The organism is Streptomyces sp. NPDC048258 (assembly GCF_043201995.1).
Taxonomy (GTDB): Bacteria; Actinomycetota; Actinomycetes; order Streptomycetales; family Streptomycetaceae; genus Streptomyces.
In genome coordinates this window covers 1-24,279 of the sequence record NZ_JBICZH010000041.1, presented here as the reverse complement: position 1 = coordinate 24,279, position 24,279 = coordinate 1, and the positions used below count along the sequence as shown (strand labels likewise).

General features: G+C 66.5%; 24 protein-coding genes and 6 pseudogenes. 21 read left to right on the top strand and 9 right to left on the bottom strand.

Going from position 1 to position 24,279, the window contains the following annotated elements:
• Positions 1 to 87 precede the first annotated feature (87 nt).
• Together ACGFYQ_RS40520 and ACGFYQ_RS40515 are read right to left on the bottom strand one after the other, a co-directional pair.
• Positions 88 to 693, bottom strand: a complete 606-nt coding sequence (locus ACGFYQ_RS40520; protein ID WP_393752157.1) for a hypothetical protein — start codon at positions 691 to 693, stop codon at positions 88 to 90.
• A 164-nt stretch (positions 694 to 857) separates the two neighbouring features.
• A complete protein-coding gene (locus tag ACGFYQ_RS40515; protein WP_393752155.1) occupies positions 858 to 1,850 on the bottom strand; it encodes a DUF4344 domain-containing metallopeptidase in 993 nt (330 codons plus the stop codon).
• Positions 1,851 to 1,944: 94 nt separating this feature from the next.
• On the opposite strand from ACGFYQ_RS40515, the gene ACGFYQ_RS40510 reads away from it, so the two are divergent.
• From ACGFYQ_RS40510 to ACGFYQ_RS40495, 4 genes are all read left to right on the top strand, one after another.
• On the top strand, positions 1,945 to 2,166 hold the full coding sequence (locus tag ACGFYQ_RS40510; RefSeq protein ID WP_393752153.1) for a hypothetical protein: 222 nt from the start codon (positions 1,945 to 1,947) through the stop codon (positions 2,164 to 2,166).
• A 203-nt stretch (positions 2,167 to 2,369) separates the two neighbouring features.
• A complete protein-coding gene (locus ACGFYQ_RS40505; protein ID WP_393752151.1) occupies positions 2,370 to 3,101 on the top strand; it encodes a hypothetical protein in 732 nt (243 codons plus the stop codon).
• Positions 3,098 to 3,316 (top strand): hypothetical protein, encoded by a 219-nt coding sequence (locus ACGFYQ_RS40500; protein ID WP_393752149.1) that lies wholly within the window; start codon positions 3,098 to 3,100, stop codon positions 3,314 to 3,316. Before ACGFYQ_RS40505 ends, ACGFYQ_RS40500 begins: the two co-directional genes overlap by 4 nt.
• 169 nt (positions 3,317 to 3,485) lie before the next feature.
• On the top strand, positions 3,486 to 3,785 hold the full coding sequence (locus ACGFYQ_RS40495) for a hypothetical protein (RefSeq protein WP_393752147.1): 300 nt from the start codon (positions 3,486 to 3,488) through the stop codon (positions 3,783 to 3,785).
• A 267-nt stretch (positions 3,786 to 4,052) separates the two neighbouring features.
• Here ACGFYQ_RS40495 and ACGFYQ_RS40490 read toward each other — a convergent pair whose 3' ends face one another.
• Entirely contained in the window at positions 4,053 to 5,309 is a 1,257-nt protein-coding gene (locus tag ACGFYQ_RS40490; protein WP_393752145.1) for a hypothetical protein, read from the bottom strand.
• Between the two features lie 198 nt (positions 5,310 to 5,507).
• Between ACGFYQ_RS40490 and ACGFYQ_RS40485 the strand changes: the two genes are divergently transcribed.
• Positions 5,508 to 6,764 carry a hypothetical protein gene (locus ACGFYQ_RS40485; RefSeq protein WP_393752143.1) on the top strand — a complete coding sequence of 419 codons (1,257 nt, stop codon included), beginning with the start codon at positions 5,508 to 5,510 and terminating at the stop codon, positions 6,762 to 6,764.
• 68 nt (positions 6,765 to 6,832) lie between these two features.
• Here ACGFYQ_RS40485 and ACGFYQ_RS40480 read toward each other — a convergent pair.
• The 3 genes and pseudogenes from ACGFYQ_RS40480 to ACGFYQ_RS40470 form a co-directional block, all read right to left on the bottom strand.
• A pseudogene (locus tag ACGFYQ_RS40480) lies at positions 6,833 to 7,549 on the bottom strand (IS5 family transposase); the annotation flags it as partial.
• Positions 7,550 to 7,556: 7 nt separating this feature from the next.
• Positions 7,557 to 8,174: an ATP-binding protein gene (locus tag ACGFYQ_RS40475; RefSeq protein WP_393752141.1), complete on the bottom strand. Its 618-nt coding sequence runs from the start codon at positions 8,172 to 8,174 to the stop codon at positions 7,557 to 7,559.
• Between the two features lie 3 nt (positions 8,175 to 8,177).
• Positions 8,178 to 9,341: pseudogene (locus ACGFYQ_RS40470) on the bottom strand (transposase); the annotation flags it as partial.
• Positions 9,342 to 9,448: 107 nt separating this feature from the next.
• Between ACGFYQ_RS40470 and ACGFYQ_RS40465 the strand changes: the two are divergent.
• From ACGFYQ_RS40465 to ACGFYQ_RS40435, 7 genes and pseudogenes are all read left to right on the top strand, one after another.
• On the top strand, positions 9,449 to 9,583 hold the full coding sequence (locus tag ACGFYQ_RS40465; protein WP_393752139.1) for a hypothetical protein: 135 nt from the start codon (positions 9,449 to 9,451) through the stop codon (positions 9,581 to 9,583).
• Complete coding sequence (locus tag ACGFYQ_RS40460) at positions 9,580 to 10,443, top strand: DUF721 domain-containing protein (RefSeq protein WP_393752137.1); 864 nt, start codon at positions 9,580 to 9,582, stop codon at positions 10,441 to 10,443. The genes ACGFYQ_RS40465 and ACGFYQ_RS40460 overlap by 4 nt, the downstream gene beginning before the upstream one ends.
• 36 nt (positions 10,444 to 10,479) lie before the next feature.
• Positions 10,480 to 10,856, top strand: a pseudogene (locus ACGFYQ_RS40455) (transposase); the annotation flags it as partial.
• 432 nt (positions 10,857 to 11,288) lie between these two features.
• Positions 11,289 to 12,543 (top strand): annotated as a pseudogene (locus tag ACGFYQ_RS40450) (IS110 family transposase).
• 26 nt (positions 12,544 to 12,569) lie between these two features.
• Positions 12,570 to 13,011: pseudogene (locus ACGFYQ_RS40445) on the top strand (IS5 family transposase); the annotation flags it as partial.
• Between the two features lie 213 nt (positions 13,012 to 13,224).
• Positions 13,225 to 14,457 carry a cupin domain-containing protein gene (locus ACGFYQ_RS40440; protein WP_393752135.1) on the top strand — a complete coding sequence of 411 codons (1,233 nt, stop codon included), beginning with the start codon at positions 13,225 to 13,227 and terminating at the stop codon, positions 14,455 to 14,457.
• A complete protein-coding gene (locus tag ACGFYQ_RS40435) occupies positions 14,457 to 14,978 on the top strand; it encodes a hypothetical protein (RefSeq protein WP_393752133.1) in 522 nt (173 codons plus the stop codon). The genes ACGFYQ_RS40440 and ACGFYQ_RS40435 overlap by 1 nt, the downstream gene beginning before the upstream one ends.
• A 276-nt stretch (positions 14,979 to 15,254) precedes the next feature.
• On the opposite strand, the pseudogene ACGFYQ_RS40430 reads toward ACGFYQ_RS40435, so the two are convergent.
• Positions 15,255 to 15,386: pseudogene (locus tag ACGFYQ_RS40430) on the bottom strand (PHP domain-containing protein); the annotation flags it as partial.
• Between the two features lie 170 nt (positions 15,387 to 15,556).
• On the opposite strand from ACGFYQ_RS40430, the gene ACGFYQ_RS40425 reads away from it, so the two are divergent.
• The 5 genes from ACGFYQ_RS40425 to ACGFYQ_RS40405 all read left to right on the top strand — a co-directional run bounded on the left by ACGFYQ_RS40425 (position 15,557) and on the right by ACGFYQ_RS40405 (position 18,271).
• On the top strand, positions 15,557 to 16,063 hold the full coding sequence (locus ACGFYQ_RS40425; protein ID WP_393752131.1) for a Ku protein: 507 nt from the start codon (positions 15,557 to 15,559) through the stop codon (positions 16,061 to 16,063).
• 70 nt (positions 16,064 to 16,133) lie between these two features.
• Positions 16,134 to 16,547, top strand: coding sequence for a hypothetical protein (locus ACGFYQ_RS40420; RefSeq protein WP_393752129.1), 414 nt, complete (start codon positions 16,134 to 16,136; stop codon positions 16,545 to 16,547).
• Between the two features lie 21 nt (positions 16,548 to 16,568).
• Positions 16,569 to 17,591 (top strand): RNA ligase family protein, encoded by a 1,023-nt coding sequence (locus tag ACGFYQ_RS40415; RefSeq protein WP_393752127.1) that lies wholly within the window; start codon positions 16,569 to 16,571, stop codon positions 17,589 to 17,591.
• A gap of 86 nt (positions 17,592 to 17,677) precedes the next feature.
• Positions 17,678 to 17,914 carry a hypothetical protein gene (locus ACGFYQ_RS40410; RefSeq protein ID WP_393752125.1) on the top strand — a complete coding sequence of 79 codons (237 nt, stop codon included), beginning with the start codon at positions 17,678 to 17,680 and terminating at the stop codon, positions 17,912 to 17,914.
• A gap of 198 nt (positions 17,915 to 18,112) precedes the next feature.
• Entirely contained in the window at positions 18,113 to 18,271 is a 159-nt protein-coding gene (locus ACGFYQ_RS40405) for a hypothetical protein (RefSeq protein ID WP_393752123.1), read from the top strand.
• A 278-nt stretch (positions 18,272 to 18,549) separates the two neighbouring features.
• On the opposite strand, the gene ACGFYQ_RS40400 is transcribed toward ACGFYQ_RS40405, so the two are convergent.
• Positions 18,550 to 19,896 (bottom strand): IS630 family transposase, encoded by a 1,347-nt coding sequence (locus ACGFYQ_RS40400; protein ID WP_393752121.1) that lies wholly within the window; start codon positions 19,894 to 19,896, stop codon positions 18,550 to 18,552.
• 566 nt (positions 19,897 to 20,462) lie between these two features.
• Between ACGFYQ_RS40400 and ACGFYQ_RS40395 the strand changes: the two genes are divergently transcribed.
• The 4 genes from ACGFYQ_RS40395 (at position 20,463) to ACGFYQ_RS40380 (ending at position 23,707) form a co-directional block, all read left to right on the top strand.
• Positions 20,463 to 21,233, top strand: coding sequence for a pentapeptide repeat-containing protein (locus ACGFYQ_RS40395; RefSeq protein WP_393752119.1), 771 nt, complete (start codon positions 20,463 to 20,465; stop codon positions 21,231 to 21,233).
• A gap of 345 nt (positions 21,234 to 21,578) precedes the next feature.
• On the top strand, positions 21,579 to 22,439 hold the full coding sequence (locus ACGFYQ_RS40390; RefSeq protein WP_393752117.1) for a hypothetical protein: 861 nt from the start codon (positions 21,579 to 21,581) through the stop codon (positions 22,437 to 22,439).
• The gene (locus ACGFYQ_RS40385) at positions 22,426 to 23,247 is read left to right on the top strand and encodes a hypothetical protein (RefSeq protein ID WP_393752115.1); all 822 of its coding nucleotides are present in this window, start codon (positions 22,426 to 22,428) and stop codon (positions 23,245 to 23,247) included. The genes ACGFYQ_RS40390 and ACGFYQ_RS40385 overlap by 14 nt, the downstream gene beginning before the upstream one ends.
• A gap of 169 nt (positions 23,248 to 23,416) precedes the next feature.
• Positions 23,417 to 23,707: a DUF6233 domain-containing protein gene (locus ACGFYQ_RS40380; protein ID WP_393752113.1), complete on the top strand. Its 291-nt coding sequence runs from the start codon at positions 23,417 to 23,419 to the stop codon at positions 23,705 to 23,707.
• Between the two features lie 175 nt (positions 23,708 to 23,882).
• On the opposite strand, the gene ACGFYQ_RS40375 is transcribed toward ACGFYQ_RS40380, so the two are convergent.
• Positions 23,883 to 24,017: a DUF6207 family protein gene (locus tag ACGFYQ_RS40375; RefSeq protein WP_393752111.1), complete on the bottom strand. Its 135-nt coding sequence runs from the start codon at positions 24,015 to 24,017 to the stop codon at positions 23,883 to 23,885.
• Between the last annotated feature and the right edge of the window lie 262 nt (positions 24,018 to 24,279).

Below are 24,279 nucleotides of genomic sequence, written 5' to 3'. Positions count from 1 at the left end.
CTCGGAACGGCAGGCAGGAGAGTTCGGGGGAGAACAGCCTGCTGGTGCCGTGGACGGCGTAGCCGGACCGGGCATGGAAGGCGGTACTCAGCGCGTGAAAGTGAACGCGTCGATACCGTCCGTGCTTGCGCCGATCTCGTTCAGCAGCGACATGTCCGACCGCGTGGAGGTCGACGCCGGCTCTCCTACCTCGGTCCAGGACAGGGCCTCGTCGTCGATCGCCGCGAGCTTGGCTACTTGCTCCTCGTTGAGCCTGTACGTCGCCGCGAGGGCCACGCGCCGCTGGGCAGCCTTGGCGGCCGCCTTGGCCTTTGCTACGGCTTCGGCGGCGGCGGGGCCGTACACCTGGAGCATGGTCTGTTCGCCGCCGACTTCGTCTCCGTCGGCGTCGATGACCTTGACCTGAACGGAGACCGCCGCGCCGTGGGTGAAGGTGCCGGGCCGGGTGTTGTTGTTGGAGTTGATGGTGACGGACCAGTCACTGGAGGGGGCGTCGGCGGTGACCTTGAAGCCGTCCTTGCGGGCGGCTCCGGCGGGGGCGTTGTCACCGGTGCCGTGCTGCCCGGCGGTGACCTCGATGCTGACGATCCGGGCGGGCCGTCCGAAGTAGCCGCGCATGATGCCGGAGATGGTGATCTTGGAGCCGTCGGCTACGGCCTTGTTGGACTTGATGGACACGGAAGTCTCGGACACTCGCTGTTCCCCTGTTCCCCTGTTCCCCCGTTCGGCGCCGGTGTGCGGATATTGATCTTGCTGGTGGAGCCTTGTACACCGCCTCGGCGCCGATCCCGCGATAGTCCCCGGAACCCTGCTGCGCGACTACGCGGACGAGATCGACGGGGTACGCGTCATTTACCTCATTGACCGCTGCGGATCTCGTCGATGCGCTTCGCCAGAGCCTGTGTCTCCGCGACCAGCCGCCCGTGCGCCTTCTTCTGCTCCTCGGCACCCTGGGCCCTGAACGCCCCGCTGAAGTGGGGTTGGAGCTGGGTCCACCAGCCGTAGTCCAGCATTGCCCACGCCTGTGGGCAGAGGGGGGCGCGGGTCTTCGGGAGATAGCCGCTGTCGACCAGGGACTGCTGGTACTTCTTCGGGTCGCTGCCCTCCAGGTAGCACAGGAAGTTGAAGGCCCGCTGCTGGGTAACGGGGTGGTCGCTCGACATGCCCTCCAGGGTCGGCGTGCCTTCCTTGCGTGCGATCTCGTCGAAGAGGATCGCGGCGGCCAGCGACGGGCCCGGCCCGACCTCGTTGACGGTATAGAAGGACGCGAAGCCGTCCGCCGCGTCCTCTTCGAGACCGAGGTTGGCCAGGAGGAGCTGGCGCTGCAGGGCATGGCCCATCTCGTGGCCGAAGATGAATTCGGTCGACAGCACGGTCAGGTCGTCGGTGTTGTACTCGGACGCGGGGAACGGGGCGGGCCGTTCGACGGTCTTCACGACGTCGGCGAGGGCCTTCTCGATCTCGGTCAGGAACGGTGGCGGGACGAAGATCGTCCTGCCGTCGGGCTGGGTGACGGCGTCGGTGACGCCGGGCGGCACGGCGTCGGTGACCTTCACGACCATGTCGTGCGGGAGGGTGAGTGATCTGTTCACCCAGTCGGCCGTACGCTCCAGCACGCGGGAGTTCCGGATCAGTGCCACGGCCTCCCGGTCCTCCGGTTTGACCGTTTGGGCCTCGTAGACGACGGTGACCCTGCCGGAGCGCGCCGCCTGGGGGCGGGGCCCTGCTCCAGGCCCCTGCCCGGCGTCGCGGGCCTCGCCGCTGCACCCGGTCGAGACGACCCCGGCGAGGAGCAGCACACCTGACAGGACGATGCGCGCCCTCTTCGAGCGACCGGCGGTGTTCGGCATCCTTGATCGGCTCCCGTCGCGTGTCCCCGCACTGATCCTCCGGCCGTCCGGAGGCAGGTGCCCGTCGAGCCGCCCGTACGGGGGACCGTTCGCTGTGTGGGCGACCTTCGGGAGGCCCGGCCGGGACTGCGCGGAGCTCGTCGGCGGCCCGCTCGACGGGCTGCTCCTCGACATCACCGGCTGGACGGCCGACGAGATCCAGACCGGCGCCGCGCTGATGACCGAGCTCGGACAGTTCGGCGCCGGCGGCCGGGCCCTGTACGACCCGCGCCCCGGCGAGCGGAACCGCTGGGACTGGTCCGGCGACACACCCTGATCAGCAGCTCACGGCGGCGCTTCTGCCGAATTGGGTGGATGCATGGGGAACGCCGCGTCATGCTGTTGTGGATGTGAGGGGGGCACGTGGGACGCGGTCAGACAGAGAACCTTGAGGGGAAGCAGCAACGTTGGCTTGAGGCGTACGTGGTACGTGCTCGGCGTGTGGAAGAGCACTCCCTCGCAGCTGACTGGGATGCACTCGTGGACCTCACCCGCATGAAGATCGAGGTCCGCCGCTTCGCCAACGGCGAAGTGAGGATCCGGCACGAGCTGCCGCCCGAGGAGGTAGTCGAGTCCGCTGCGGCGCGGATCCGGCCAATCCTCCTGGAGACCGAGGACTGCTTCCACATGAAGGCGCTGAACGCATTGGGCTACTCCTGCCGAGCATCGCCGTACGACGCTGCATGGGTACGCACAGCGCGTGCTGAGTGGCGGGCACGGGTGGCCCCCTCTACACCAGCAGAAGCGGCCTACCGAGTCATGGTCACTAACACGGCTACAGGTGAGGACCACGATCTCGACGAGCACAGGCTTGCCATGGCCTGGATTTACGGGGACGTGGTGCACCACGACACGGAGCGGCGGCAGGAGGGCGACGCCTTCGGGCTACAAGACCGGTTCCGGGCTGCGGTGCCACTGGTTGCATGGGCCATGGTTGGAACGATCGAGCTCCTCAACTACATCCGAGCCCTGCGGGAGGACGGTCTTCTGCAACTCCGGCAGGAGGTCTTCGACGAGCGGGTCGCCTTGACGTCGACAACGTGGGAAGAACCCGCCGAGATGTTCTTCGCTCCTGTCGGTGCAGAACCGCCGTCGCATGCCAACACCCCGCTACCTGAGGGATGGCTGCGGCTGGACAAGGAAACGGACCTTTCCCGCCTCCAGCACAGCATCGAGGGACCACTCCCACATGTGAAGGTTCAACATCCATGACCGAACTCCCGTCGCCTGAAGAAGTCGAGGCCGCCCGCTCGCCCAAGGGCGGCTACAGCAGGGCACAGCTCGCGGCCTGGGGCGTTCCATGGCCTCCGCCGAAGGGCTGGAAGGCCGATCTGGCTGCGCGCTGGAAGACGGCGCACCCGGACGGCGTGCCAGCGCCCCGCCCGGGCCCGACGCTCCCAGTGCAGGAGACATTCGACTTCGGCTGACCTGAAGGCCGCTGGGCTGGGCAGAATCACCCTGCCCAGCCCAGTAGCCCGTCCCCGTCCCTCAGGGCAGACACTGCGGAGAGACACCGGCTACAAGGACGACGACGCGCTCTACGCCCAGCGCATCCCCACCTTGGAAAGCTGCTCGACTCGCTCCGGGGTGGCCCACTTGTCGGCCTGGCTGGTGCGCGGCTTCGGCTCCTCGTCCTTGCTGGCGGGCTCGATGCCGAGGAAAGGGCCGGCGGGCGGGGTGGTCCGCCACGGCGTCGCGTACTCGGGTCCGGGCGAGGGGTGCGTGTGCAGGCGGCACGACTGCGGCGGCGTGGTTCCCGTTTCCTGGTGCGCCGAGCACGGCGACGCGGTGGGGCCGGTGTTGGAGTGGTACCCCGGCGGCGGGATCCGCTGCACCGACCTGTCGGCCGCACGGGCGGCCGCGGTCGGGCAGACGGCCAGGGCGACGGTCGACTAGGGCCCGTCTGATGGGTCGGTGACGAACCGAGACGAGAACTCGTTGGCCACCGTCAACAGGACTCGTATACACATGAGTTGACATCGATTCTGTCGTCGGGTTGAAGCGCGAACCACCTTGGCAGGGGCTCGCCGCGTCCAACAGGGGATATTCAGCCGCGGGCACCGGTCCCCGAGGCCGGGCTCGGGGTAGAGACGTGGAAGGCCCCGCACGGAACCGGGAGGCCGGGGGTTCACGTGCGGGGCCGCGCTCACGGGGTGGGGGCTGTCAGACTCCGGTCAGGGTGTACGTACCCGTGCCGTCCTGCCTGCCGCTGGAGTACTGGCGGATGAGCTCCCCGTCCGCGTACCGGTCGTGGCCCATCATGGAGCCGGTGTACTTGTTCTGTAGACCGATCTTCGAGCTGCCGGGTACGTCGCGGTAGATGTAGAACCGCTGGAGGTCGTCCTCCCCGCAGGTGGTCGTTGTCAGGTAGGCCTGCTCCTGGTTGGCGATGTTCGCCGGGATGGTCGCGCATCCGCCGTTGCCCCAGTTCCACAGGGACGCTTCGATCACCCCGTTGTGCTCCGTCACGTTGCACAGCCGCCAGTTGTCCAGGTGGGCGCTGAAGAATGTGGATTCGCGCAGGCGGATGCCGTCGTTGGCCAGGAGCGGTGCGCTCCAGTTCAGGGGCTTGCCGGGGACGTCGATCTTGTAGGCGCCGGGTTGGCAGTTCAGGGCGGCGCGCGGGGCGGGCTTGGCGGCCGGGGTGGCCTTCATGCTCTGGGCGGCCTTGGCGGCTGTTGCGGCGTTGTCGGCGTCGTGCTTGGCCTGGTCGGCCTTGGCCGAGGGGATGGGCCCTGCCGGGTGCTTCGTGGTGGCGGCGGGGGAGTCGCAGTCCAACAGGCCCTGTGCCTTGCGCATGATGCTGTTGGCGGGGACCTTGTCCTCGCAGCGCACTGCGCCTTCTTCGAGGGTGGTGAAGGTGGTGTAGCTGCCGGTGTCGGGGCCCTCGGTCCACTTCAGGCCGCCCGCATCCGAGCGGTTGCAGTTGAGGCTGCCGTAGGTGCCGGTGACCTTCTTCGTTCCCTCGTACAGGCCGTAGTAGCCAGGCTGGCGGAAGTTCCACGAGATCGACTGGGAGGTGCTGGATGTGTGGGTGTAGTTGACCTGGACGTTCAAGCCCAGGCTTGCGCCGACGGAGCCGAGGGCCTCGACGGCGAAGCTGCCCTGAACGCTGCCGTTGAGACCGACGGAGACGGAGATGGTCTCCGTGGTGTTCGTGTTGACGCTCTGGTTGCCGGTCGAGCCTTCGGTGACGTACCAGCCCTTGAAGTGCGTGATGGTGGGGGTGACTTCGGCGCTCTTGATGATCGGGTGGCGGGTACCGAGATCGGCTGCGGTACAGGTCTGGCCGGGCTGGACCGTCTGCCCGGAGGCGGCCGGGGTGGCGGCGGCCGGGGTGGCGGCCAGGCCCACGGCGGCCGTCGCGGTGGCTATGAGTGCTCCCAGCCCTTTACCCAGGCGGGTCCTTGTGCGGCGCATCGTTGTTTTCCCCCTGCTGTGCGTGGTCTGTGAGGTGAGTGTGAGTGAAACTAGCGCCGCCGGGGACGGCAGGTCTATACCACAACTGGCCAAATGGGATCAAGAACTGTCCCGTTCTCGGTTGGTATGAAAGGGAGTTGACCGGTTCCATATTTTCGGTGTGCCCGCAAAGGGGCCACCGACGGAAGGGACCACCTGTTGAAACACGTCAGACGCGGCCTGGCGGCGATAGCCTCGCTCGTTCTCACCGCAGCCCTGTGTGCCCTGGGAACCTCACCGGCCACAGCCTCCCCCGCGAGCTGGGTGCCCCCCCAGGGCCACTGCACGGCCGCGGCCGACGGATCCGCCGCGCGCAGCCAAGGCGCGGCGTGGACCTGTGTCGAGGCGGACCCCGTCGCCGACTTCGCCCCCGCCCCCTCCTTCGCCCCCTCCGATCCGGGGGAGGCGCTCAAGCTCTGCCTCGAACACTCCAGTAAACGTGTCGTCTCCAACCGGCACGCCTACTGCACACGGATGCCCCTCAAATACACTCTCCTCAACGACAAGAACGTGAAGATCGGCGAAGCCCACATCGTGGTCGATGCCGTGGGCACGCTCGACTCCTACACGGGGCAGTGGACCGAGAACATCATCGCTGTCCCCGGCGACATGGACGACAACGTGTCCGCCGTGGATGTGGCCGTGAATGCCACGTGCAGCGGCATGTGCAGCACGGCGGGGCCGGCCTGGGGCGGCGCGCACGCGGTCGTGGAAAAGGGGGGTGACATTGTGCAGGGCACCATCACGTACAGGTCCAGTGTCGCCGCCAAGACGGACATCTCCCACATCAATGTCACCTACTTTGTGGACGGCGCCGCCCTCGGCGCCACCGGCGTTCCCGGGTATGACAGCGCGATCTTCGACGGCCCCACCGTGCGCTGTGACGCGACGATCGGCGACACCAGTCCCATCCCCGGCTGCATCGTCATGGGGCACACGCCCAATGTGACCTTCTCGAAGTCGAAATACCGGGGGGCGGCCGTCGCCTACGAGTGGGCGCAGAAGAACCTCACGGGCAGATTCGGCGACGCCGACCACCTGCTGTCGCGGTTTGTCGACCCTCTTGACCCGGACGCCAAAAAGAGGCGTGCCAAGACTTGTGACCGTGGGCCGTATGCCTTCCCCCGGGGTGCCACCGGTGTCCCCAACGATTCCTGTGACGAATACCCCTTCGCCAGGTCCTGGCAGGGCGGGAATGACGGTGAGCAGTGTATTGACATCACCCCGCGCCAGATCGGCGGTGTATGGGACGTCGCGGGTGTCACCGTCGACCGGGGCACCCCGCCCAACGCACCCTGCATCCGGGCCCATGTCGACAATAAAGACAACACCGCTGCGGGTGGCGAGCTGGGGCGGGCGGTGCAGGCCGACCGCATCCTCGACAGTGAGTGGTACCAGGTGATCATCACCCCGTAGGCGGCGGGTCTGCCTCCCCGGGCACCCGGGGAGGCAGACAAGGGGCCGGTTAGGTTCCATCTGACGGGTCATGCACGAAGCCACAGGCGTATGGCCGCAACGGTCACAGTGCCGTAGAAGACATAGGCCCGCTTGTCGAACCTCGTGGCAACCGCCCGGTTGATCTTCAACTTTCCGATCAGCCGCTCCACTTCGTTCCTGCGAACGTAGCGGGCCTTCTCGAAGCTGGTGGGCCGGCCGCCTCGGCTCCCACGGCACAAGCGATTGGCCTGCTGATTCCCCGGCTCAGGGATGGTGTGCTTGATCTGTCGGCGCCGCAGGTAACGGCGGTTGCGCCGAGAGCTGTAGGCACGATCGCCGCTGAGGTGGTCCGGGCGGGTGCGCGGGTGCCCGCCCTTCGGCCGCGGAACGCGGATGCGCTCCAGGACCGGCATCATCTGAGGCGCGTCGCCCCATTGTCCGGGTGTGATCAGTAGGGCCAGGGGCCGCAGGCCGCCCTCACCCACCACGTGGATCTTTGTGGTCAGGCCGCCGCGGGAGCGGCCAAGACCTTCATCGTCCCGGTGGTGGGCTGGCCGGGCTCGTCTGCCCGGTACCGTCGGGGCCCGGTGACGGGCACCCGCAGCGTGTTGGTGGGCCCTGCAGATCGTCGAGTCCACGCTCACCATTGACCAGTCGATTCGCCGCTGCGCATCGGCATCGGCTTGCACGGCTCGCAGGAGCACTTCCCATGTGCCGTCCGCCGACCAGCGGCGATGCCGGTCGTATATCGTCTGCCACCTGCCTCCAGCTTCAACCAGTCCCTGCGAGGACTGGCGGCGGGCCTCTCATCCCGCGAGATCCATCAGCGCCTCGTGGCGCACAGCCGACCTCATCGATAATGATCAGTCGGTAGCGGCGGATCTTCTTCAGCTCGGCCTCGAGGTGGCCGGCCTGGTGGGCGGTGGCGAGTCGGGTGATCCAGTTGCTCGCGGTGTCGAACAGGACCGAGTGGCCGGCGTGGGCGGCCTTGACCCCGAGGCCGATGGCGAGGTGGGTCTTGCCGATCCCGGGCGGGCCGAGCAGGACCACGTTCTCCGCCTTCGAGACGAACGTCCCGGTCGCCAGGTGCGCGAGGACGTCCCGGCGCATCGAGGGCAGGTGGTCGAGGTTGAAGTCCTCGAGTGTCTTGACCTGCGGAAAGTGGGCGGTGCGAATCCGCATCACGGTGCCCTTGGACTCGCGGTCGGCGACCTGCCGCTGCAGCAGAGCCGCCAGGTATTCCTCGTGGGACCAGTTCTCATCACGGGCCTGGGCTGCCAGGTCCTCCCAGCAGGCGCCGATGGTGGGCGTCTTCAGGACCCGGGTGAGGTAGGCGATCATGGACGGCAGGCCGTCCTTCGTCGCCGTGGTCAGGGCGGTGGAGCTCACGTGTCACTCTGCTTTCGTTGACGGCTGGTCGAAGTCGACGCCGAACAGGGCGTCGTAGTCGGGCAGGGCCCGAAGGGCGACGGCGTGGCCGTCGGGGTGCCGGCGGGTTGAGGTCTGGCGTCGTTGCCGGTCTTCTGCCAGGGCCTGGCGCATCCGCTTGGCCGTGGCGGCATGGGCGGGATCGGTGACCACGGCCGGCTTGGCCCAGGACCGTTCGTGCCGGGCGACAATCTGGCCGTCGCAGAACACCACGACCTCCTCGAGGGAGGCGGTGACGTCGACGAACCGGCCGATGACCTGCGGGTCGACCGAGTAGTCGCTGGTGTCGACCCGGACGTAGTAGTCCCGGGCGAGCCGGATCCTCGAGCTCAGGCCGGTCGGCGGCTCGAGGGGCGGCAGCGGCGTCATCGACAGGTAGTCCCGCTCCAGCAGGTCGGCCGGGCGGCCCTGAATCGAGCGGACGGTGCGGGAGTTCGCCTTGACCAGCCACTCCTGCAGCTGCTGGTTGAAGTCCGCCGGGGAGGCGAACTCCCGGCCCGGCAGGAACGAGGTCTCCAGGTAGCCGTTGCTCCGCTCGACCATGCCCTTGTATTCGGGGTCGCGGGGCGGCGCCAGCTTGACCCTGGTGGCCAGAGTTCCGGCGAACGCCGCGGCCGGCGCGGTGAGTTTCCCGTTGCCGCCGATCGCTGCCTCACGGTCCCAGACCAGCGTCTTTTGGACCCGGCCGATCTCGTGGATCAGCTGCCACATTCCCGAAAGGATGTCACCGGCCTGCCTCGAGGGGATCATCACCGCGGACAAATAGCGGGAGAAACCCAAGGTCATGACCAGCACCGGCAGCACCCGCTCCTGCCCGGCACCGACCTGGACCTTCTTCTCCGGAAACCACAGATCGCACTGGGCGACCTCGCCGGGCTCATAGGTGACCCGGTCGACAGGGTCGATCCCGAGGTATTCCGGCCTGATCAGCGCCAGCCGCTTGCGAAGCGGCGCCGACGAGTACGGCCAGCCGATCCGCTCGGCGATCACCGGCGCCGGCATCGTCGGCCACTCCTGCAACAGGGCCCGCATCTGGGGCCCGAACCTGTCCGCGACATGCCCCCGCGGGGCCCGCTCGAACACAGGCGCCGGCCGGTCGGAGTTCAACGCGGCCCGCACCGTGCTCCGGAGCCGGAGTTCGCCGACGCCGAGGAGGACCAGGACCTGGTCCTCGAGGCCTCACCCGGGAGCAGGTCCTGGACTGGCGCAACCGCGCCGCCGCCTACCACCAGCTGGTGTTCGACCACATCGACCGGTACGGCGAGCTCTCGGCGCAGCGCCTGTTCACCCGGGCGTTCGTCGAGCAGGTGCAGCGCCTGGCCGACCTCGGGCACCTGGACCTCGGTTACACCACCTGGGGGCAGGCGTGAGCAGCAGCGAGGTGTCCGGAGTCGATCTGGCCCGGATTGCGTTGCGGGCCGCGATGGAGGCGGCTCGGAAGAACGGCAGCGGCCAGAAGGCGAAGAAGAAGCCGCAGGCCGGCGCGACGGTACGGCGCGACGGACGCGAGCCGATGGGCCTGGGTGCCGCGCTCGGCACACTGGTCACCGAGCGGGCCTGGGAACTCCCGGCCGTCGGCGCTTCCCTGCGCGAGCGGTGGGCAGCCATCGCCCCCGACCTCGCCGGGCACATCGCCGCCGTGGCGTTCGACCCGGACTCCGGCCGGCTCACCGTGTGCCCGGATTCGTCGGCGTGGGCGACGAAGGCGCGCCTGGAGCAGACCCGGGTCATCGCGGCCGCCAACAAGGCGGCGGGCCGCCCCGTCGTGAGCTCCCTGCGGATCTTGCCGCCCGGCGCCGCGCCCGCGCCCGATCCGGCCGACGTCACTGCGGTGGCCCCGGCCGACGTCGCCGTGGGCCCGGTGAGGACGCGGGAGACGGCGTGCGAGGGCCACCGCCGTGCGCTCGCCGCGCACCAGGAGGTCGCCCCGCCGCGCCGGGTGGACCCGGGCATCGCGGAGGCGGTGGAGCGGCAGACCGCCGCGATGCGGGAGCTGTCCCGTCGCGCGTTCCCCGAGGCCGACGCCGTCCCGGACGATGCGCCAGCCCCGATCGAGCAAGCCCGTGCCCAGCGCCGCCGCCTCGCTGCGGCAACCGAGGCCGCCGCTCTGCGCCGTGCCCGCGCAGAGCGCGCCCAGCGGTTCCGGCCCACGGCGACAAGTGTCCACCGCGTTGATGCCGTCCATGGATGTCAGAGGCAGGCCGCCCAGCAGCTCACTTCTTCCTCCTAAGAAGCCATCTCATTTGGATGGTTGGGTAGGCTGTCAATTGTGGTGGGGATTGTTGAGCGGCTGGTGCCGGATGAGTTGTGGGAGCTGTTCCAGCGGGTGGTGCCAGAGGCGCCGTCGCGGCCTCAGGGGGGTGGCCGGCGACGGCACGGTGACCGGGAATTGCTCGCTGCGATCGTGTTCGTGGCCACGTCGGGGTGCACATGGCAGCAACTGCCGGCGGCGTCGTTCGGGCCGTCGGGGGCGACCGCTCACCGGCGGTTCTCCGAGTGGAGCAAGGCCAGGGTATGGGCCAAGCTCCACCGCCTGGTCCTCGACGAGCTCGGCGCTCGCGGCGAGCTGGATTGGTCGCGTTGCGTGATCGACTCGGTGAACATGCGGGCCCTGAAAAGGGGGACCTGACGGGTCCGAATCCTAATGGGCTTTGAAGCGGGGCACTGCTATCCGAATCGGGAGCCAAGAGCTCTCTCGACAGGCCGCAGGTCCCGTTTCAGGGGGCACGGGCACGAGGTCTTCCTGTTATCCGGGTGGTCAGCTCTTGCCACAGACCGATCCGTGTCTGTGCCCCGCCAGCCACAGCCTGCGCATCCAGGTACAACTGCCGGACTCCTCACCTTCCTGATCAGCGGTTTCCGGTTCGCTGGTCGTGGCCTGAGCCGACCGCGTGGATCACCTCTCCCAAGTCATGGGCGTCCAGCCCTGCCGAAGACCGAGGGCCACGCGGCCAGCTGGGGTTGCGAACGGCTAGTGGGATGTTGTGCCTTGAGCACTTCCATTAGGGAGCACGCGCACCCTGCTAAGGCTCTGACCTGCATAAAGACATCAGGTTGAGGGAGGCAGAGATGGACATGGCCGGGTTACCGACACCGGTGTTCTGCGGGGTGGACTGGGCCGAGGACCACCACGACATCGCCGTCGTCGACGCTGGCGGAAAGCAGCTCGCCAAGCTGCGGATCAGCGACGACACGGCCGGATTCACACAGCTCATCGCACTGCTGGCTGAGCATGGCGACCGCGAGGACCATCGGATCCCCGTCGCGATCGAGACGTCCCGCGGGCTGCTGGTCGCCTGCCTGCGGGCCACTGGACGGCCGGTCTATGCGATCAACCCGCTCGCGGTCGCCCGCTACCGGGACCGCCACAGTGTCGCGCGCCGGAAGTTCGGTGGACGCTGCGGCTCTGGCCAACATCCTGCGGGTCGACATGGATGAGCACCGGCCATTGCCCGCTGACTCAGAACTGGCCCAGGCCATCGCAGTGCTTGCACGAGCCCAGCAGGACGCAGTCTGGGACCGGGGACAGGCACAAAACAGACTCCGCTCGCAGCTGCGCGAGTTCTACCCGGCGATCTTGGAGGCCTTCGCTGAGCACCGGTTCGGCCTGTGCTCCATCGAGGCCCGCACCATCCTGGCAGCCGCCCCGACGCCGAAGGTGGCTGCCCAGCTCACACTCCGCCAGCTGCGGGCCCTGCTCAAGCGCGCCGGCCGCGTCCGTGGCATTGAGGCCGAGGCCCAAAGGCTCCACGAGGTTTTCCGGCGCGACTATATGCACCACCTTCCCCAGGTCGAAGTGGCCTTCGGCCACCAGACCAGCGCGCTCGTGCGCCAGCTGGACGTGGCCTGCCGCAACGCTGACCAGCTCGAGACCGCCTGCGCCGAAGCCTTCGACGACCATCCCGACGCGTCCGTCATCACCAGCTTCCCGGGCCTCGGCTCCTTATCCGGAGCCAGGGTTCTGGCCGAGATCGGCGACGACCGGTCCCGGTTCGCAAACGCCGGATCGCTGAAGGCGTACGCGGGAAGCGCACCGGTCACCCGGGCCAGCGGCAAGAGCTGTGTGGTCTTGAGTCGAAAGGTCAAGAACCAGCGCCTGGCCGCCGTGGGCTACGTCTGGGCCTTCTCGTCATTAACGAAGTCACCAGGCGCCAGAGCCCACTACGACCGGCGCCGAGCGGTCGGAGACCGGCACACCGCCGCACAACGCAACCTCTTCAACCGGTTCATGGGCATGTTGTTCTTCTGCCTCCAGCACCACCAGCCCTACGACGAGTCGAAGGCCTTCCCCAACCCGAGCCCACTGGAGGTTCCCGCCCAGGCCGCTTGACGCGTTAACCGCGTGGGATGTCTGTGGACCGGGGCAAGTTCGGGTCGAAGATCCACTTGATCACGGAGCGAACCGGTCTGCCCCTGTCGGTCGGCATCTCGGGCGCGAACCTGCACGACAGCCAGGCCCTCGAGCCCCTCGTCCGCGGCATACCGCCCATCCGCTCGCGTCGCGGACGCCGACGGCGCAAACCCGGCAAGCTCCACTGCGACAAGGGCTACGACTACGCCCACCTGCGGAAATGGTTACGCGGACGCGGCATCAGGCACCGCATCGCCCGCAAGGGCATCGAGTCCTCGCAGCGTCTGGGCCGACACCGATGGGTGGTCGAACGCACGATGTCCTGGCTCGCCGGCTGTCGCCGGCTGTCGCCGCCTGCACCGACGCTACGAACGCAAGGCCGAACACTTCCTCGCCTTCACCAGCATCGCCTGCACCCTCATCTGCTACCGCAGACTCGCCAAATGAGATGACTTCTAAGCCTCCGCACCTTCGCTTCAGCTTCTTTCTTCTTCTGCTGCGCCACCCCGTAGCTCGACCAGCTTTCCTGCAAGCGCTGACCTTCCGCTGCGAGGTGGAGTCCGGCCCACGGAGCGGGCCGGTCACCCGTCAGGGGGATTTGCATCGTGTTGGACTGCTGGGTCCTTGTAATCAGTACAACCTGCCCGTAAACCTCTGCACATGACAGTCCGTGACGTGTCTGTATCGCGACACTTCAACCTCGATTGGCTTTTGCATCCAGCCATTCCATCGGACTTCTTTCAATGCAATTGGGAAAGTCGTCCTCTTCTAGTCACTAGAGATAATGTTGATTATTTCGTCAATCTACCGGGATTGAATGCAGTTGATGAGCTGATTACCGCGACGTGCGGCGGGAAGGCTCGAACTCGAGCCGATATGCGCATCATTCGCAGCGATCGAGGAGGGAGTTCCTTCGAGCTGGGGACCCAACTGCACGGCAATGGCACCCCGGATATTCAGGCTATCTATCGCGCCTACCAAGAGGGGTACTCCGTCGTCATCAACGGAGTTCATCACAGGTCTGCGGCCGTTGCAAACCTCAGCCGCAACCTTGAAGGGGATCTCCATCATCAAGTTGGCGCAAACCTGTATCTCACACCACAGGGCGGTCAGGGATTCGCCCCACATGTCGACACCCATGCCGTCTTCATTCTGCAGCTGCATGGTGTCAAGCATTGGCGTGTAGGAACACCGCCGAAGGATCTTCAACCCCCGGGTGCGAAACAAGGGCCTGTTGAACTTATCGATTATTCGGATTACACATTGAATCCGGGTGACGTCCTTTACCTGCCGCGCGGTTTTCCCCATGACGCAACCACGTCTAATTCTTCGTCTCTTCACTTGACGGTTGGCATCCACGCCTATTGTTGGGTCGACTTCATGATTGAAGCCCTCGGCGTGATGGCTGATGACGATGCGAAGCTCAGAGGAGCACTTCCGCCCGGCTTCCTCGACGGCTCATTCGGAACGGAGCGCATTTCAGAGGTTTTCGGGAGTTTCGCGGATGCTATTCGGAATGAAACGCTCGCCGAACGAGTGAAAATGCGTCTCGGTGACAAGCTGTTCAAGGAAGCAAAAGTGGTCGGATCAGGGCATTTTCGCTCACTGGATTCTATTCCAAGCTTGAATGCAGAGTCGGTGGTATTTCGCACTCCAAGCCTGTTCTGTAGAGTGCGGTCGACGTCCAGTGAGAGTCGAATTGAGTTCGCAACCAACTTTGTTGCCGGGCCAGCGCATTTGGAGTCGGCACTCGACTTTATCGCAAAACGTCACCAGTTCGCAGTGCAGGAGATCCCTGGGGTGCTAAATACTCAGGAAAAGCTCGACCTTGTGAGTAGGCTCGTTGGTGAGGGCCTGCTCCAAATCGACCCCGCAAACCAAGGAGGCAGCTGATGGGTAGCGGTCAGGGTGACGATGAAAACGGATCGGCGGGAGCAAATCCGGAGTCGACTCCCGGTTATAACGCTATGAACGACGACGATGCGCTGGCGCTGCGGAACTGGTTCGACGGTTTGTCTTGGCAGGACCCTCGGTATGATAGTAAATTTCTGTTGAAACTGGCTGCATTGTCGATGGGTAGCGACGAGATGCGACGGCGTCTCCTCAACGATACAGACAACTTGGTCAGCGAAGTCCGGTCCCATTCGGACCGAGCGAAGGCCGTGAAGTCGGACCCCCTCGAGGGCGTAACTTTGAGATTCTGGGAGAACACCCCGGATACCCTGCATATCGTCTTGCCTCCAAGAGCCGGGGCGGCAAGTGAACTCCCCGAACGCCTGCAGAACGCACTGCGCTCACGTACCTCACTTCCCCGTGAGTCCGGGCATATTCGAGACGACGCATCGGACTTTGGCGATTGGTATAACGTGAGCAATCGCGGAAATCACGGTCAAGATATTATTATGGATACTTGAGGTAAGGACTGAGTCTGGGATCCGTCCCACCATCGAGAGATGGGTGTACAGCTACCGCTGACCTTTAGAGCGATACGTAGGTCGGCGGAGCGGCTTTGGGCTGGAGCTGCTTTGGCGCGAATGATCATGGCCTCGTAAGATTCAGTCCGTCGGGCGGTCTGTAATACCGTCGTGGCGCGAGTCATCGTGGGTTCAAACCCACGCCCACCGCGTGGGCGAACGGCCTCTGACCAGGTGTGCGGTGTGCACGCCCCGACGTGGTCGGCGAGAAGGAGGCGTCGTCCGGTCGGTCAGCGCGAGCGTGCCGATTCCGCGCTCGGCCGCGCGTTGCGCGAGGTCACGGGGATGAGAGGCGCCGTAGCGGGCGGAGAAGCCGCTGGCGACATGCAAGTGGACGCCGCAGTCCATGGCCCACCTCCGATCACCGCCCGTTTTCAGCCGATGTGGCTGAATCTCTCCCTTCCAAGGTATCGAACGCAATTCGAACAGCGCGATCCGTTACGCCGGAGTAGGGATGCGATCACGTGCCCGAGGACTTGAAGCTGTAGGTACGAGGGAAACGTAAGGCGGTGGTGGCCGTGGCTCGTCCGGTCTGGGCCGGGAATCTGTCATTTGGGCTGGTCAGCCTGCCGGTAGGCCTCTACACGGCCACCGACAGCCACACCATCCACTTCCATCAGCTTCAGCGCGGGACCTCGGACCGGGTCCGCAACCGCCGGGTGAACGAGCGGACCGGTGACGAGGTCGAGCTGGACGACATCGTCAAGGGCTACGACACCGGCGAGGAGTACGTCCTGGTCGAGCCCGATGAACTGGACGAGATCGCACCGGGCCGCTCCCGGTCGCTGGACATCGCCGGGTTCGTCGACCTGGACGAGGTGGACCCGATCTTCTTCGACACGACGTACTACCTGGGTCCGCGGGGCGCCGAGAACACCAAGGTCTACAGCCTCCTGGAACAGGCCCTGGCCAGAGCAGGCAAGGCAGGCATCGCCACCTTCGTGATGCGCCAGCACGAGTACCTGGTGGCGGTGAAAGCCGAGAACGGCGTCCTGACCCTCCACACCCCTGCACTGGGCGGATGAGATCAGAGACCCGAAGAAGGAGATTGACAACCTGCCCGGCACAACGAAGGCCTCCGACAAGGAGCTGAAGATGGCCGAGCAGCTCATCAACGCCCTGAGCATGAGCTGGGACCCGGGGGAGTTCCACGACACCTTCCAGGAGAAGGTCGCCGCCGTGATCGAGGCCAAGCGGGCCGGCGAGACGGTCGAGAAGGCCGAACCGGCGGCGAAGCCGACCGCCGCGGTCGACCTCATGGAAGCCCTGCGCGCCAGCGTCGAGCGGGCCGGGAGCCCAAAGACCACCGGAGGCAAGGCCACCACCTCCGGCAAGACCGCCAAGCAGAAACCCGGAGCGAAGAAGCGCATCCGCTCCGCGCCCAAGGAAGACCTGAGCGGCTTGACGAAGGCCGACCTCTACAAGAAGGCCGCCGCCGCCGGCATCCCCGGCCGCTCCCACATGACCCGCGACGACCTCGCCAAAGCCCTGACCTCATCCCGGACGTGAGCGCGAAAGAAGGTTATGGGGGTGACGCTGCGACCGCCGGTGGAGCCGATGCTGGCGCAGGCCGTCGAGTCGGTGCCAGGCTCTGGCGTGCTGGGCGAGCTGGCATTTGAGCAGAAGTTCGACGGCTACCGGGCACTGCTGTTCACCCCCACCGGGACGGCCGGCCGGCTGCTGGTGCAGACCCGGCGCGGGACGCTCATCCAGGACCGCTTCCCCGGTCTCCTCACCGCCGCACAGCAACTGCCCGCCGGCCTGGTCCTCGACGGAGAACTCGTCGTCTGGGACCAGCAAGCGGGCCAGCTGTCGTTTGAAGCACTGCAGCGCCGAGCCGCCGCCCGCAGCCGCACCGCCCGCGGGCTCGCAACGTCCCTGCCCGCGTATTTCATCGCCTTCGACATCCTGCAGCAGGACGGAACCGAGCTGCTGAACGACCCCTACAGGCAACGCCGCGCCCGCCTGGAAACCCTCTTCGCCACGCATCAGCTGTCCTCCCCCTGGACGCTGTGTCCCATGACGACCCACCTGGACAAGGCGCAGGAATGGCTGGAGTCCTGGACCGATATGTCCGGCGTCGAGGGCCTCGTCGTCAAAGCCATGAACCAGCCCTACCGGACCGGCTACAGAGGCTGGTACAAACTCCGCCGCCGCAACACCACCGAAGCCATCATCGGCGCCATCACCGGCACCCTGACCCGACCCCAACTCCTCCTCCTCGGCCGCCACGACCCCCACAACCACCTCCGCCCCATCGGCCGCACCACCCCCCTGCGCCCCGAAGCGGCGCACCTGGTCGGCGGGAACCTGACCGCGGCCGACCCCGGACACCCATGGACGGGCCTGCGGTTCACCTCGGCATGGGGCAGCAGAGACGTCCTGGACGTGACCCTGGTCCACCCGGACCTGGTCGCGGAGATCAGCGCCGACACAGCCGTCGACCGGGGCGGCGTCTACCGGCACCCGGTGCGCTTCAAACGGCTGCGCCTGGACGTCACGGTCGACGATGTTCCCCGGTTGAGGGCGTGCCCGGCCGCGGCGGCCGGCTGAGTACCGGCAGAGAGGTACCAGGCGCCCTGGCACAGGACAGGGCGCGGCGTGTACTGGCGGGCTGGTCCGGCCCTTAGGATCTCGCGGTGGCAATCGAACTGACCGACGAACTTATCCAGCTACGGCGTGCGGCTGATCAGGTCCGGGCCCGGGCGACGGCCGGCCCGTACAGCGCGGAGGCGTGGCGGCCGTGGCTGGAGGCCGCCGCAGTGGTGCACGACGCGGTCACCGAACATGCGAAGGCGACCGGGCAGAACCGCTACGAGGTCGAAAAGGCCCTGGTGACAGCGGTAAAGAATGCGGAGGGCGCTCCCGAGGGCTGACCCGGTCCGCCCGTACACCGGGCCCGTGGAGCGGTGCTGCGGCCTTCGGCGGCCAGCCGTCCGTCCTGCGCGTGACCCTGGACTGGCACCGGTCCGGCGCTGCCCGGGGGATTGTCAGTGGTGGCTGAGAAGCTGGCATCAAACGGCAGGCTCCGTGCTCTCGCGGCGGCCGCTCAGCAGCGTGACGGAGGTCCGGCGATGGCGATGGTGAGTTTCAAGGTGAGATGGGTCCTCGACGGCCAGGAGAAGACCTCGGCCGTGCACTACGACCGGACCTCCGCCGAGCAGCGGCAGCAGGAACTCGCGCAGTCCGGAGCCACGGCTGTCGAGATTTTCGAGACCACCCACGGCCGGTAGACGACACCATGCTGAGCACACCCCCGCTGCCGGCGGTCCGCTTCCACGTCTCGATGACCTTCACCCCCGGGGGACCGAAACCAACGACAGTTGGACCCACTACCTCACAGCCCGTCAGAAGCATTCGCCTAAACGGGGGGCGTCGAAGCCGTCGGCTTCACCGCCTGAGGAGTCCGGCGAGGCATGAGGGAAGAAGTCCCCGGCGATCCTCCGACTGTCGGAGAACGCATGGGTCGAGTTTCGCCCTGCGCTAGTGTGATGCGCCGGAAATCTCAGGGTTAAGTCTGTGGCTGGTTGTTGGTGGCTGATGGGGTGATTTTGGTGAGGTAGTCGGCGAGGGACTTCAGGATCTCGTCGGCGCTCTTCGTCCAGGTGAAGGGTTTCGGGTCCTCGTTCCAGGTCTCGATCCAGGCCCGGATGTCGTCTTCCAGGGCTTTCACCGAGGTGTGGACGCCGCGGCGGATGAGCTTGTCGGTGAGGAGACCGAACCACCGCTCGACCTGGTTGATCCAGGACGATCCTGTGGGGGTGAAGTGGACGTGGAAGCGGGGGTGTTTGGCCAGCCACGTCTTGATCTCGGGGGTGTTGTGGGTGGCGTAGTTGTCGCAGACCAGGTGCACGTCGAGCTCGTGGGGCACGGCCTTGTCTATCGTGACCAGGAACTTCTTGAACTCCTTCGCGCGGTGACGGCGGTGGAGTTCGCTGATGACGGTGCCGTCGGCGATGTTGAAGGCGGCGAAGAGACTGGTGATGCCATGTCGCAGGTAGTCGTGGGTGCGCCGCTCGGGCATGCCCGGCATCATCGGCAACACGGGCTGCGAGCGGTCCAGAGCCTGGATCTGGCTCTTCTCATCCACGCATAACACCACTGCCCGTTCCGGCGGATTGTGGTAGAGCCCAACGACGTCGACGACCTTGTCGACGAACTGCGGATCGGTGGACAGCTTGAAGGAATCCTGCAGGTGCGGCTTGAGATCGAACCGCTTCCAGATCCGGCCGACCGTCGATTTCGACAGCCCCGTGCGAGCGGCCATCGAGGCCCGTGACCAGTGGGTGTCCCGGCCCGGAGTGGACTCCAGCGTCGCCACGATCACGTCCTCGACCTGGTCGAGGAGAATCGAGGACGGCCGACCCGGCCTGGGCTCATCGGCCAGACCGTCCAAACGGTCAGCGATGAAACGACCGCGCCAGCGATCCACGGTCGAGGTGTCGACACCAAGCTCGGCCGCGGCCTGCTTGTTCGTCCCGCCTTCCGCACAACGCAGCACGATCCTCGCGCGAAGCGCCAGGTACTGGGCGGTCTTCGCGCGCCTGGCCCACCGGATCAGCTGGTCCCGTTCGGCCTCGCTCAGAACCAGATTGGCCTTCGGCCGGCCGATGCGCGCGGCATCCTCGAGCCCGGCCATCCCCTCAGCGGCGAATTTCCCACGCCATTTCCTCACCGTCGCGGCGGTCACGCCGACCTCCACCGCCACCCGTGCGTTCGGCGCCCCGCCCGCACACGCCAGCACGATGCGCGCCCGCTCCGCGAACCGCAGCGCCACCGCCCCATTCGCCCAACGAGACAACTCCGCGCGTTCCTCATCGGACAGGCGGACTTCAACGGCACGAGGACCCGGAGACATAGCAACAGGCTACAGATTTAACCCTGAGATTTCCGGCGCATCACACTAGTTGCTTGACCGCACCCTTGATGGCGTTGCGGACCGTGGCCGTCGAGAAAGGGGCTCTCGCCCTGCCTGTACTTCACGATGCCCACATGCTGATCATCTGTGGAACCCAGGAGGGCATCGGTCGCACGGAACGGTTGGATCCTGGGGCGTTGTAGTGGTGTGAGCGGTGGGGTGGGGGAGGCGCGGCATCTGCCGCGTCAGGGCAGGAAGCGTTGCGGCTGTGGCGAATTGCGCAGGTCTCGAATACTGCCCCTTCATCAGTATTCATCAGCAAGAAGGAGGAAGTACTGGCCGGCGCTGGGGCTTTGCCCTCAGGGTGAGAAACCATCCTCGCCTACTGGTCAAGGCCTCGAGAGGCCCCCTGCTCGAGTCCCGAGCCAGCTCATACAGGTCCACCGCGTTTGCCGCACGATGGCCCAGTTCGTGCTCACATTGCGGGCACGCCTGGTGAGGCGTATAGAGGAAGAAGGGCGTCCTCTCGCTAGTTCTCTCCGTTTATGTGTGCTGGGGAGGCTCCCATGCCCGATGCAGGTCCATGGCAGTGGGCCTTGGTCTCCGTGCTGCTTGTACTTGGCTGTCTCCTAGCTTTTCGCGCCTGGTGGATGGCCGTCAGAGAACCGGAGGCGGAGCCGAGGATTGAGGTACTCGCCGGTGTCGGGGGAGGTCTGGTGTGCGGAATCGCCGTGGGCCTGTCCGCTTTGTTCTTGAGTGAGTCGATCCGCGAGTCCCAAGAGAACGCGACATGGCGGGCGAGCGTCGAGAGCGCAGACAGCATCCCCGGCTTGACCGTTGCCGGCCACGATATCAAGGGCATCAATTTCAGTGGGAAGTCGCTACGCAATGCTGACTTCACCAACGCTGATCTGCGTGGCGTAAAATTTCAGGACGCCGACCTGACCGGGGCAAACTTCACGGGGGCTGATCTGCGGGAAGCGAACCTGGTCGGAGCCAATCTGCAGGACGCAAGCCTTGAGAACGCCGACCTGGGTCGAGCCTCCCTCCACAGCGCGAACCTCAGCCACGCGGTTGTCACTGGCCGGGAGACCTCCTTCTCGGGGACGAAAGTGAACGCGCGCACATGCTGGCCGAAGGGGTTGACACTCAAGCAGCTCGACGAGCTGCTCAACGGGGTGGCAGTGGAGCGGTATGTCGACGAGACGAGCGGGCGGACCCGGAACCTCACGGCACGGGAAGAGCTCAAGGAAGACAACGTATTTGGCGGCCAGCAGGCACCCCATTGCAAGCTCTGGAAGAACGGTGAGCGCATCTATCCGGAATGGGAGCCGTAGGAGGGGCGCCTCTGCTCAGACGTGGCTTTGTCCAACGGTTCGTCGGCGCACAGTATGCGCGCGTCGCGCGTCAGCGCCGCCCCCGGCACATTGCGCAGCTACCTCTTCACCAGTGAAATGAGGGCACCTCACGGCAGCCGACTGTCACTACCGACACCCCACGAGACCAAGGACGACCAATCCACATCGGCTACCTGATTGAAGCCTGCAGGCACGGTGGCGAGTCGAGAGCGGCTGTCCCCTCAACAGCGGTGACCACCCGTTTGGCCGCGCCCACGTCGCCCGGCACGTGGGCACGGCCCAGGATGGGCCCGTGCGGGGTCCGACGGCTTTCGGCGGTTGCCCATGAACGCGAATACGCCGGCTCCCGACGAGCAGGCCGAGAGAAATGCCCCGCGGCCGCCGCCGTGGAAGCGGGTGAGTGCCTGGCTGTGGGGCCTGGTTCTCGCGGCTGTCCTCGGGGCCGTGACGGACCTGATGAAGGATGCTTTCACCGACGCCGGGAAGTCCCTGATCCGTATCGTCTCTGGTGATAACCGCGAGGTCATCATCAAGGATGAGAAGGGGCCGATCCTCGGCGTGCATGTCCAGCAGGGTGACGGGGACGGCTGCAACGCTCCCGGCTGGGTGTACCCGGAATCCCCCGCCGCACCGATCATGAACACGATCCCCGGCACGGGGATCCGCAAAGACGGTAAGACCTGGGACCAGGACCCGCCCGCCTTCGGCGCCGCCCCCGCCGGGCCGGTCACCCTCTACATCAGCGCCCTTGCCAGGGATGAGAGCGCGATCATCATCCACGACATCCGCTTCCGGGTCGTGGAGCGCCGTCCACCGATCCGCGGCACCCACATCAGCCTGGCCGGAGGCTGCGGCGACAGCCCCACTTACCACGTGGGACGCGTCAATTTCGCTGCCAGGCCGCCCTACTGGGTGCCGGTCGGCGACTTCATGGAAGGCTTCCGCAAGGACGAACTGAGGTTCCCCTACACAGCCACTGCATCCGACCCGGCCACGCTGCTCATCGACGTGAACCCCGGCAAGTGCCATTGCGCGTGGAAGGTGGAGCTGCGCTGGACCGACGGAAAGGTGTCCGGCACGACGGTGATCGACGACAACGGAAAGCCGTTCCAGATCACCGACTCCAGCGGTCTGCCCGTCTTCACTTGGCAGGAAGGAAGGCGGGTGCCCGATGACCGCTCATGACAGCAGGGACCGTATGCGCACGGTCTGCTTCATCGGCGCCCTGGCTGTCCTGGGTGCGCTCCTGGGATGGGTTGTCGGCACGTGGCCGCAGGACCGGTGGCCGCGCCGCGCACCGGACCCGGCGGTGGTGGTACGTGATGTGGTTGTGATGGCCAACGGGCAATGGGTGGTGCCGACCTCCGTTGAGGAGGCAGGCATCCCTCCAGCTCGCGATGCCTGCCAGCCTGCGGTACGCACGTGGCTGCGCCGGCTGGGAGCAACGCCGACCGGCCTGCAGATCAGGTTCTTCCTTGTGTCGGAACGCACCCAGAGCCTGACGATCACTGGTGTTCGCGCCCGCGCCCACGGCCACCCCCCGGCCGTGACGCGTACCCAGATCAGTGCTGAATGCCCTCGGGACTACGTCGACTTCAGCGACCACGAAAGGCAGTGGCTCGACGTCACCCTGGGTGCCAACGGCGCCACCACCCGTTTCGGGGAGGCTGGCACGGACGAGCGCCTGGAACTGGACCTCGGCCGCGGCGACACGATCGAATTGCGCCTCGTCCTGGATGCCAAGCGGCCTGGTCCAGCGCAGCGCTGGTCCCTGGATCTCGAGTTCACCGTTGACGACCGGAAACGGTACCTGCCCATTGCGGGGCCTCCAGGCTCGTTTGTACTGGCCCCGGCCCTTCCTGAGGGTGCGCCGACGATCCGCGTCGGCGGGGGCCTACCAGGCACAACAACATCGCCATCTGAAACATCATCTCGGAGTGACCGGAGGCGAACAACGGGGAGGACTGCCAGGCCTGGCCGTCACCCAGGGTGATCACCTTGGCGGGCGGCCGCCGTGCAGTGACCCGTCCACCCAGCCGAAGACCAACAGACCCACAAGGGCAGACCGCAGGAAGGAATAGCGCAGCATCGGAATACTGCCTCTCCACCAGTACGACGGCGGCGTTGAGGCCGTCGGCTTCACCACCTGGGTCACCGCCCAGGTGCTCCAGCCCTACCGCTGCGTCGCCTACGACACGATCCCCGCCCACAAAGTGCCGGTGCAACCCCCGGCGCCGACCAAGTGGGGCTGGGTGATCCGCCCTGTCCACGGCCGCCGAGGCAGGGCGATCATCCACGAGAGTGACTGTCCCCTGGCCGAAGAGTCCGGCGAGGAGCTCAGGACGGAGGACGCCCTCGATGCCTTGCTGCGGCCCGGTGTCGAGGCGTGCCATGACTGCGGTGCGGCCGCCGTCCTGATACCCGCGCTGCAGCTGGGGGAAGGGCGAGGATGAAGAGTGCATTTCATTGGACGGGTTGGGGCTCACAGGTCCAATGGCTCAGCCGTCGCCCCTATTCGCGACGGTGGCTCCATGGAGTGGGGCGGGCTAAAGGAGATCCTCGCCGCTGCGTCGCAAATCGGCGTACAGCCGTGCGGTCACCCCGGGCTCGCCCGGCACGCGGTGGATGTCAGGCGTGCCGGAGGTGGCTCACCAGCGCCCCAGCTCGGCCGCTGCGGCGTGCACGGGTGGCCTCGTCGGTGCCGGTGATGTCCAGGACGAGCAGGCCGGGCTCGCTGAGATGGATCGGGTCAATCGGCTTCATGCCCCCTCGGACGCGTCGCTGGCGCGGCGCGTTCGCGATCGGGTCGCGGTCCACCCGGACGAGGCCGACTGCGTGCCTCCTTGACTCGGCCTACGGCCCAGCCTCCGGCGTTCCTTCTGCTCCGTCCGCCGCGACGGATAGGTTACGCCGCGGCTGGCTGAGCCGTCAAAGAGCGTTTTGTCCTGTCGATGGTGTTTGGTAAAGGGGTCAGCTGTCGCGCCAGTTCGGTGTGGATTCGCGGGTGAGGCGTCGACTCATGAGG

Excerpts from the sequence above, each read along its gene's own strand:
- ACGFYQ_RS40405 (WP_393752123.1), top strand. The coding sequence starts at position 18,113 with ATGGCGATGGTGAGTTTCAAGGTGAGATGGGTCCTCGACGGCCAGGAG.
- ACGFYQ_RS40440 (WP_393752135.1), top strand. The coding sequence starts at position 13,225 with ATGACAGTCCGTGACGTGTCTGTATCGCGACACTTCAACCTCGATTGG.
- ACGFYQ_RS40420 (WP_393752129.1), top strand. The coding sequence starts at position 16,134 with ATGGCCGAGCAGCTCATCAACGCCCTGAGCATGAGCTGGGACCCGGGG.
- ACGFYQ_RS40435 (WP_393752133.1), top strand. The coding sequence starts at position 14,457 with ATGGGTAGCGGTCAGGGTGACGATGAAAACGGATCGGCGGGAGCAAAT.
- ACGFYQ_RS40390 (WP_393752117.1), top strand. The coding sequence starts at position 21,579 with ATGAACGCGAATACGCCGGCTCCCGACGAGCAGGCCGAGAGAAATGCC.
- ACGFYQ_RS40375 (WP_393752111.1), bottom strand. The coding sequence starts at position 24,017 with ATGAAGCCGATTGACCCGATCCATCTCAGCGAGCCCGGCCTGCTCGTC.
- ACGFYQ_RS40385 (WP_393752115.1), top strand. The coding sequence starts at position 22,426 with ATGACCGCTCATGACAGCAGGGACCGTATGCGCACGGTCTGCTTCATC.
- ACGFYQ_RS40400 (WP_393752121.1), bottom strand. The coding sequence starts at position 19,896 with ATGTCTCCGGGTCCTCGTGCCGTTGAAGTCCGCCTGTCCGATGAGGAA.
- ACGFYQ_RS40515 (WP_393752155.1), bottom strand. The coding sequence starts at position 1,850 with ATGCCGAACACCGCCGGTCGCTCGAAGAGGGCGCGCATCGTCCTGTCA.
- ACGFYQ_RS40500 (WP_393752149.1), top strand. The coding sequence starts at position 3,098 with ATGACCGAACTCCCGTCGCCTGAAGAAGTCGAGGCCGCCCGCTCGCCC.
- ACGFYQ_RS40490 (WP_393752145.1), bottom strand. The coding sequence starts at position 5,309 with ATGCGCCGCACAAGGACCCGCCTGGGTAAAGGGCTGGGAGCACTCATA.
- ACGFYQ_RS40395 (WP_393752119.1), top strand. The coding sequence starts at position 20,463 with ATGCCCGATGCAGGTCCATGGCAGTGGGCCTTGGTCTCCGTGCTGCTT.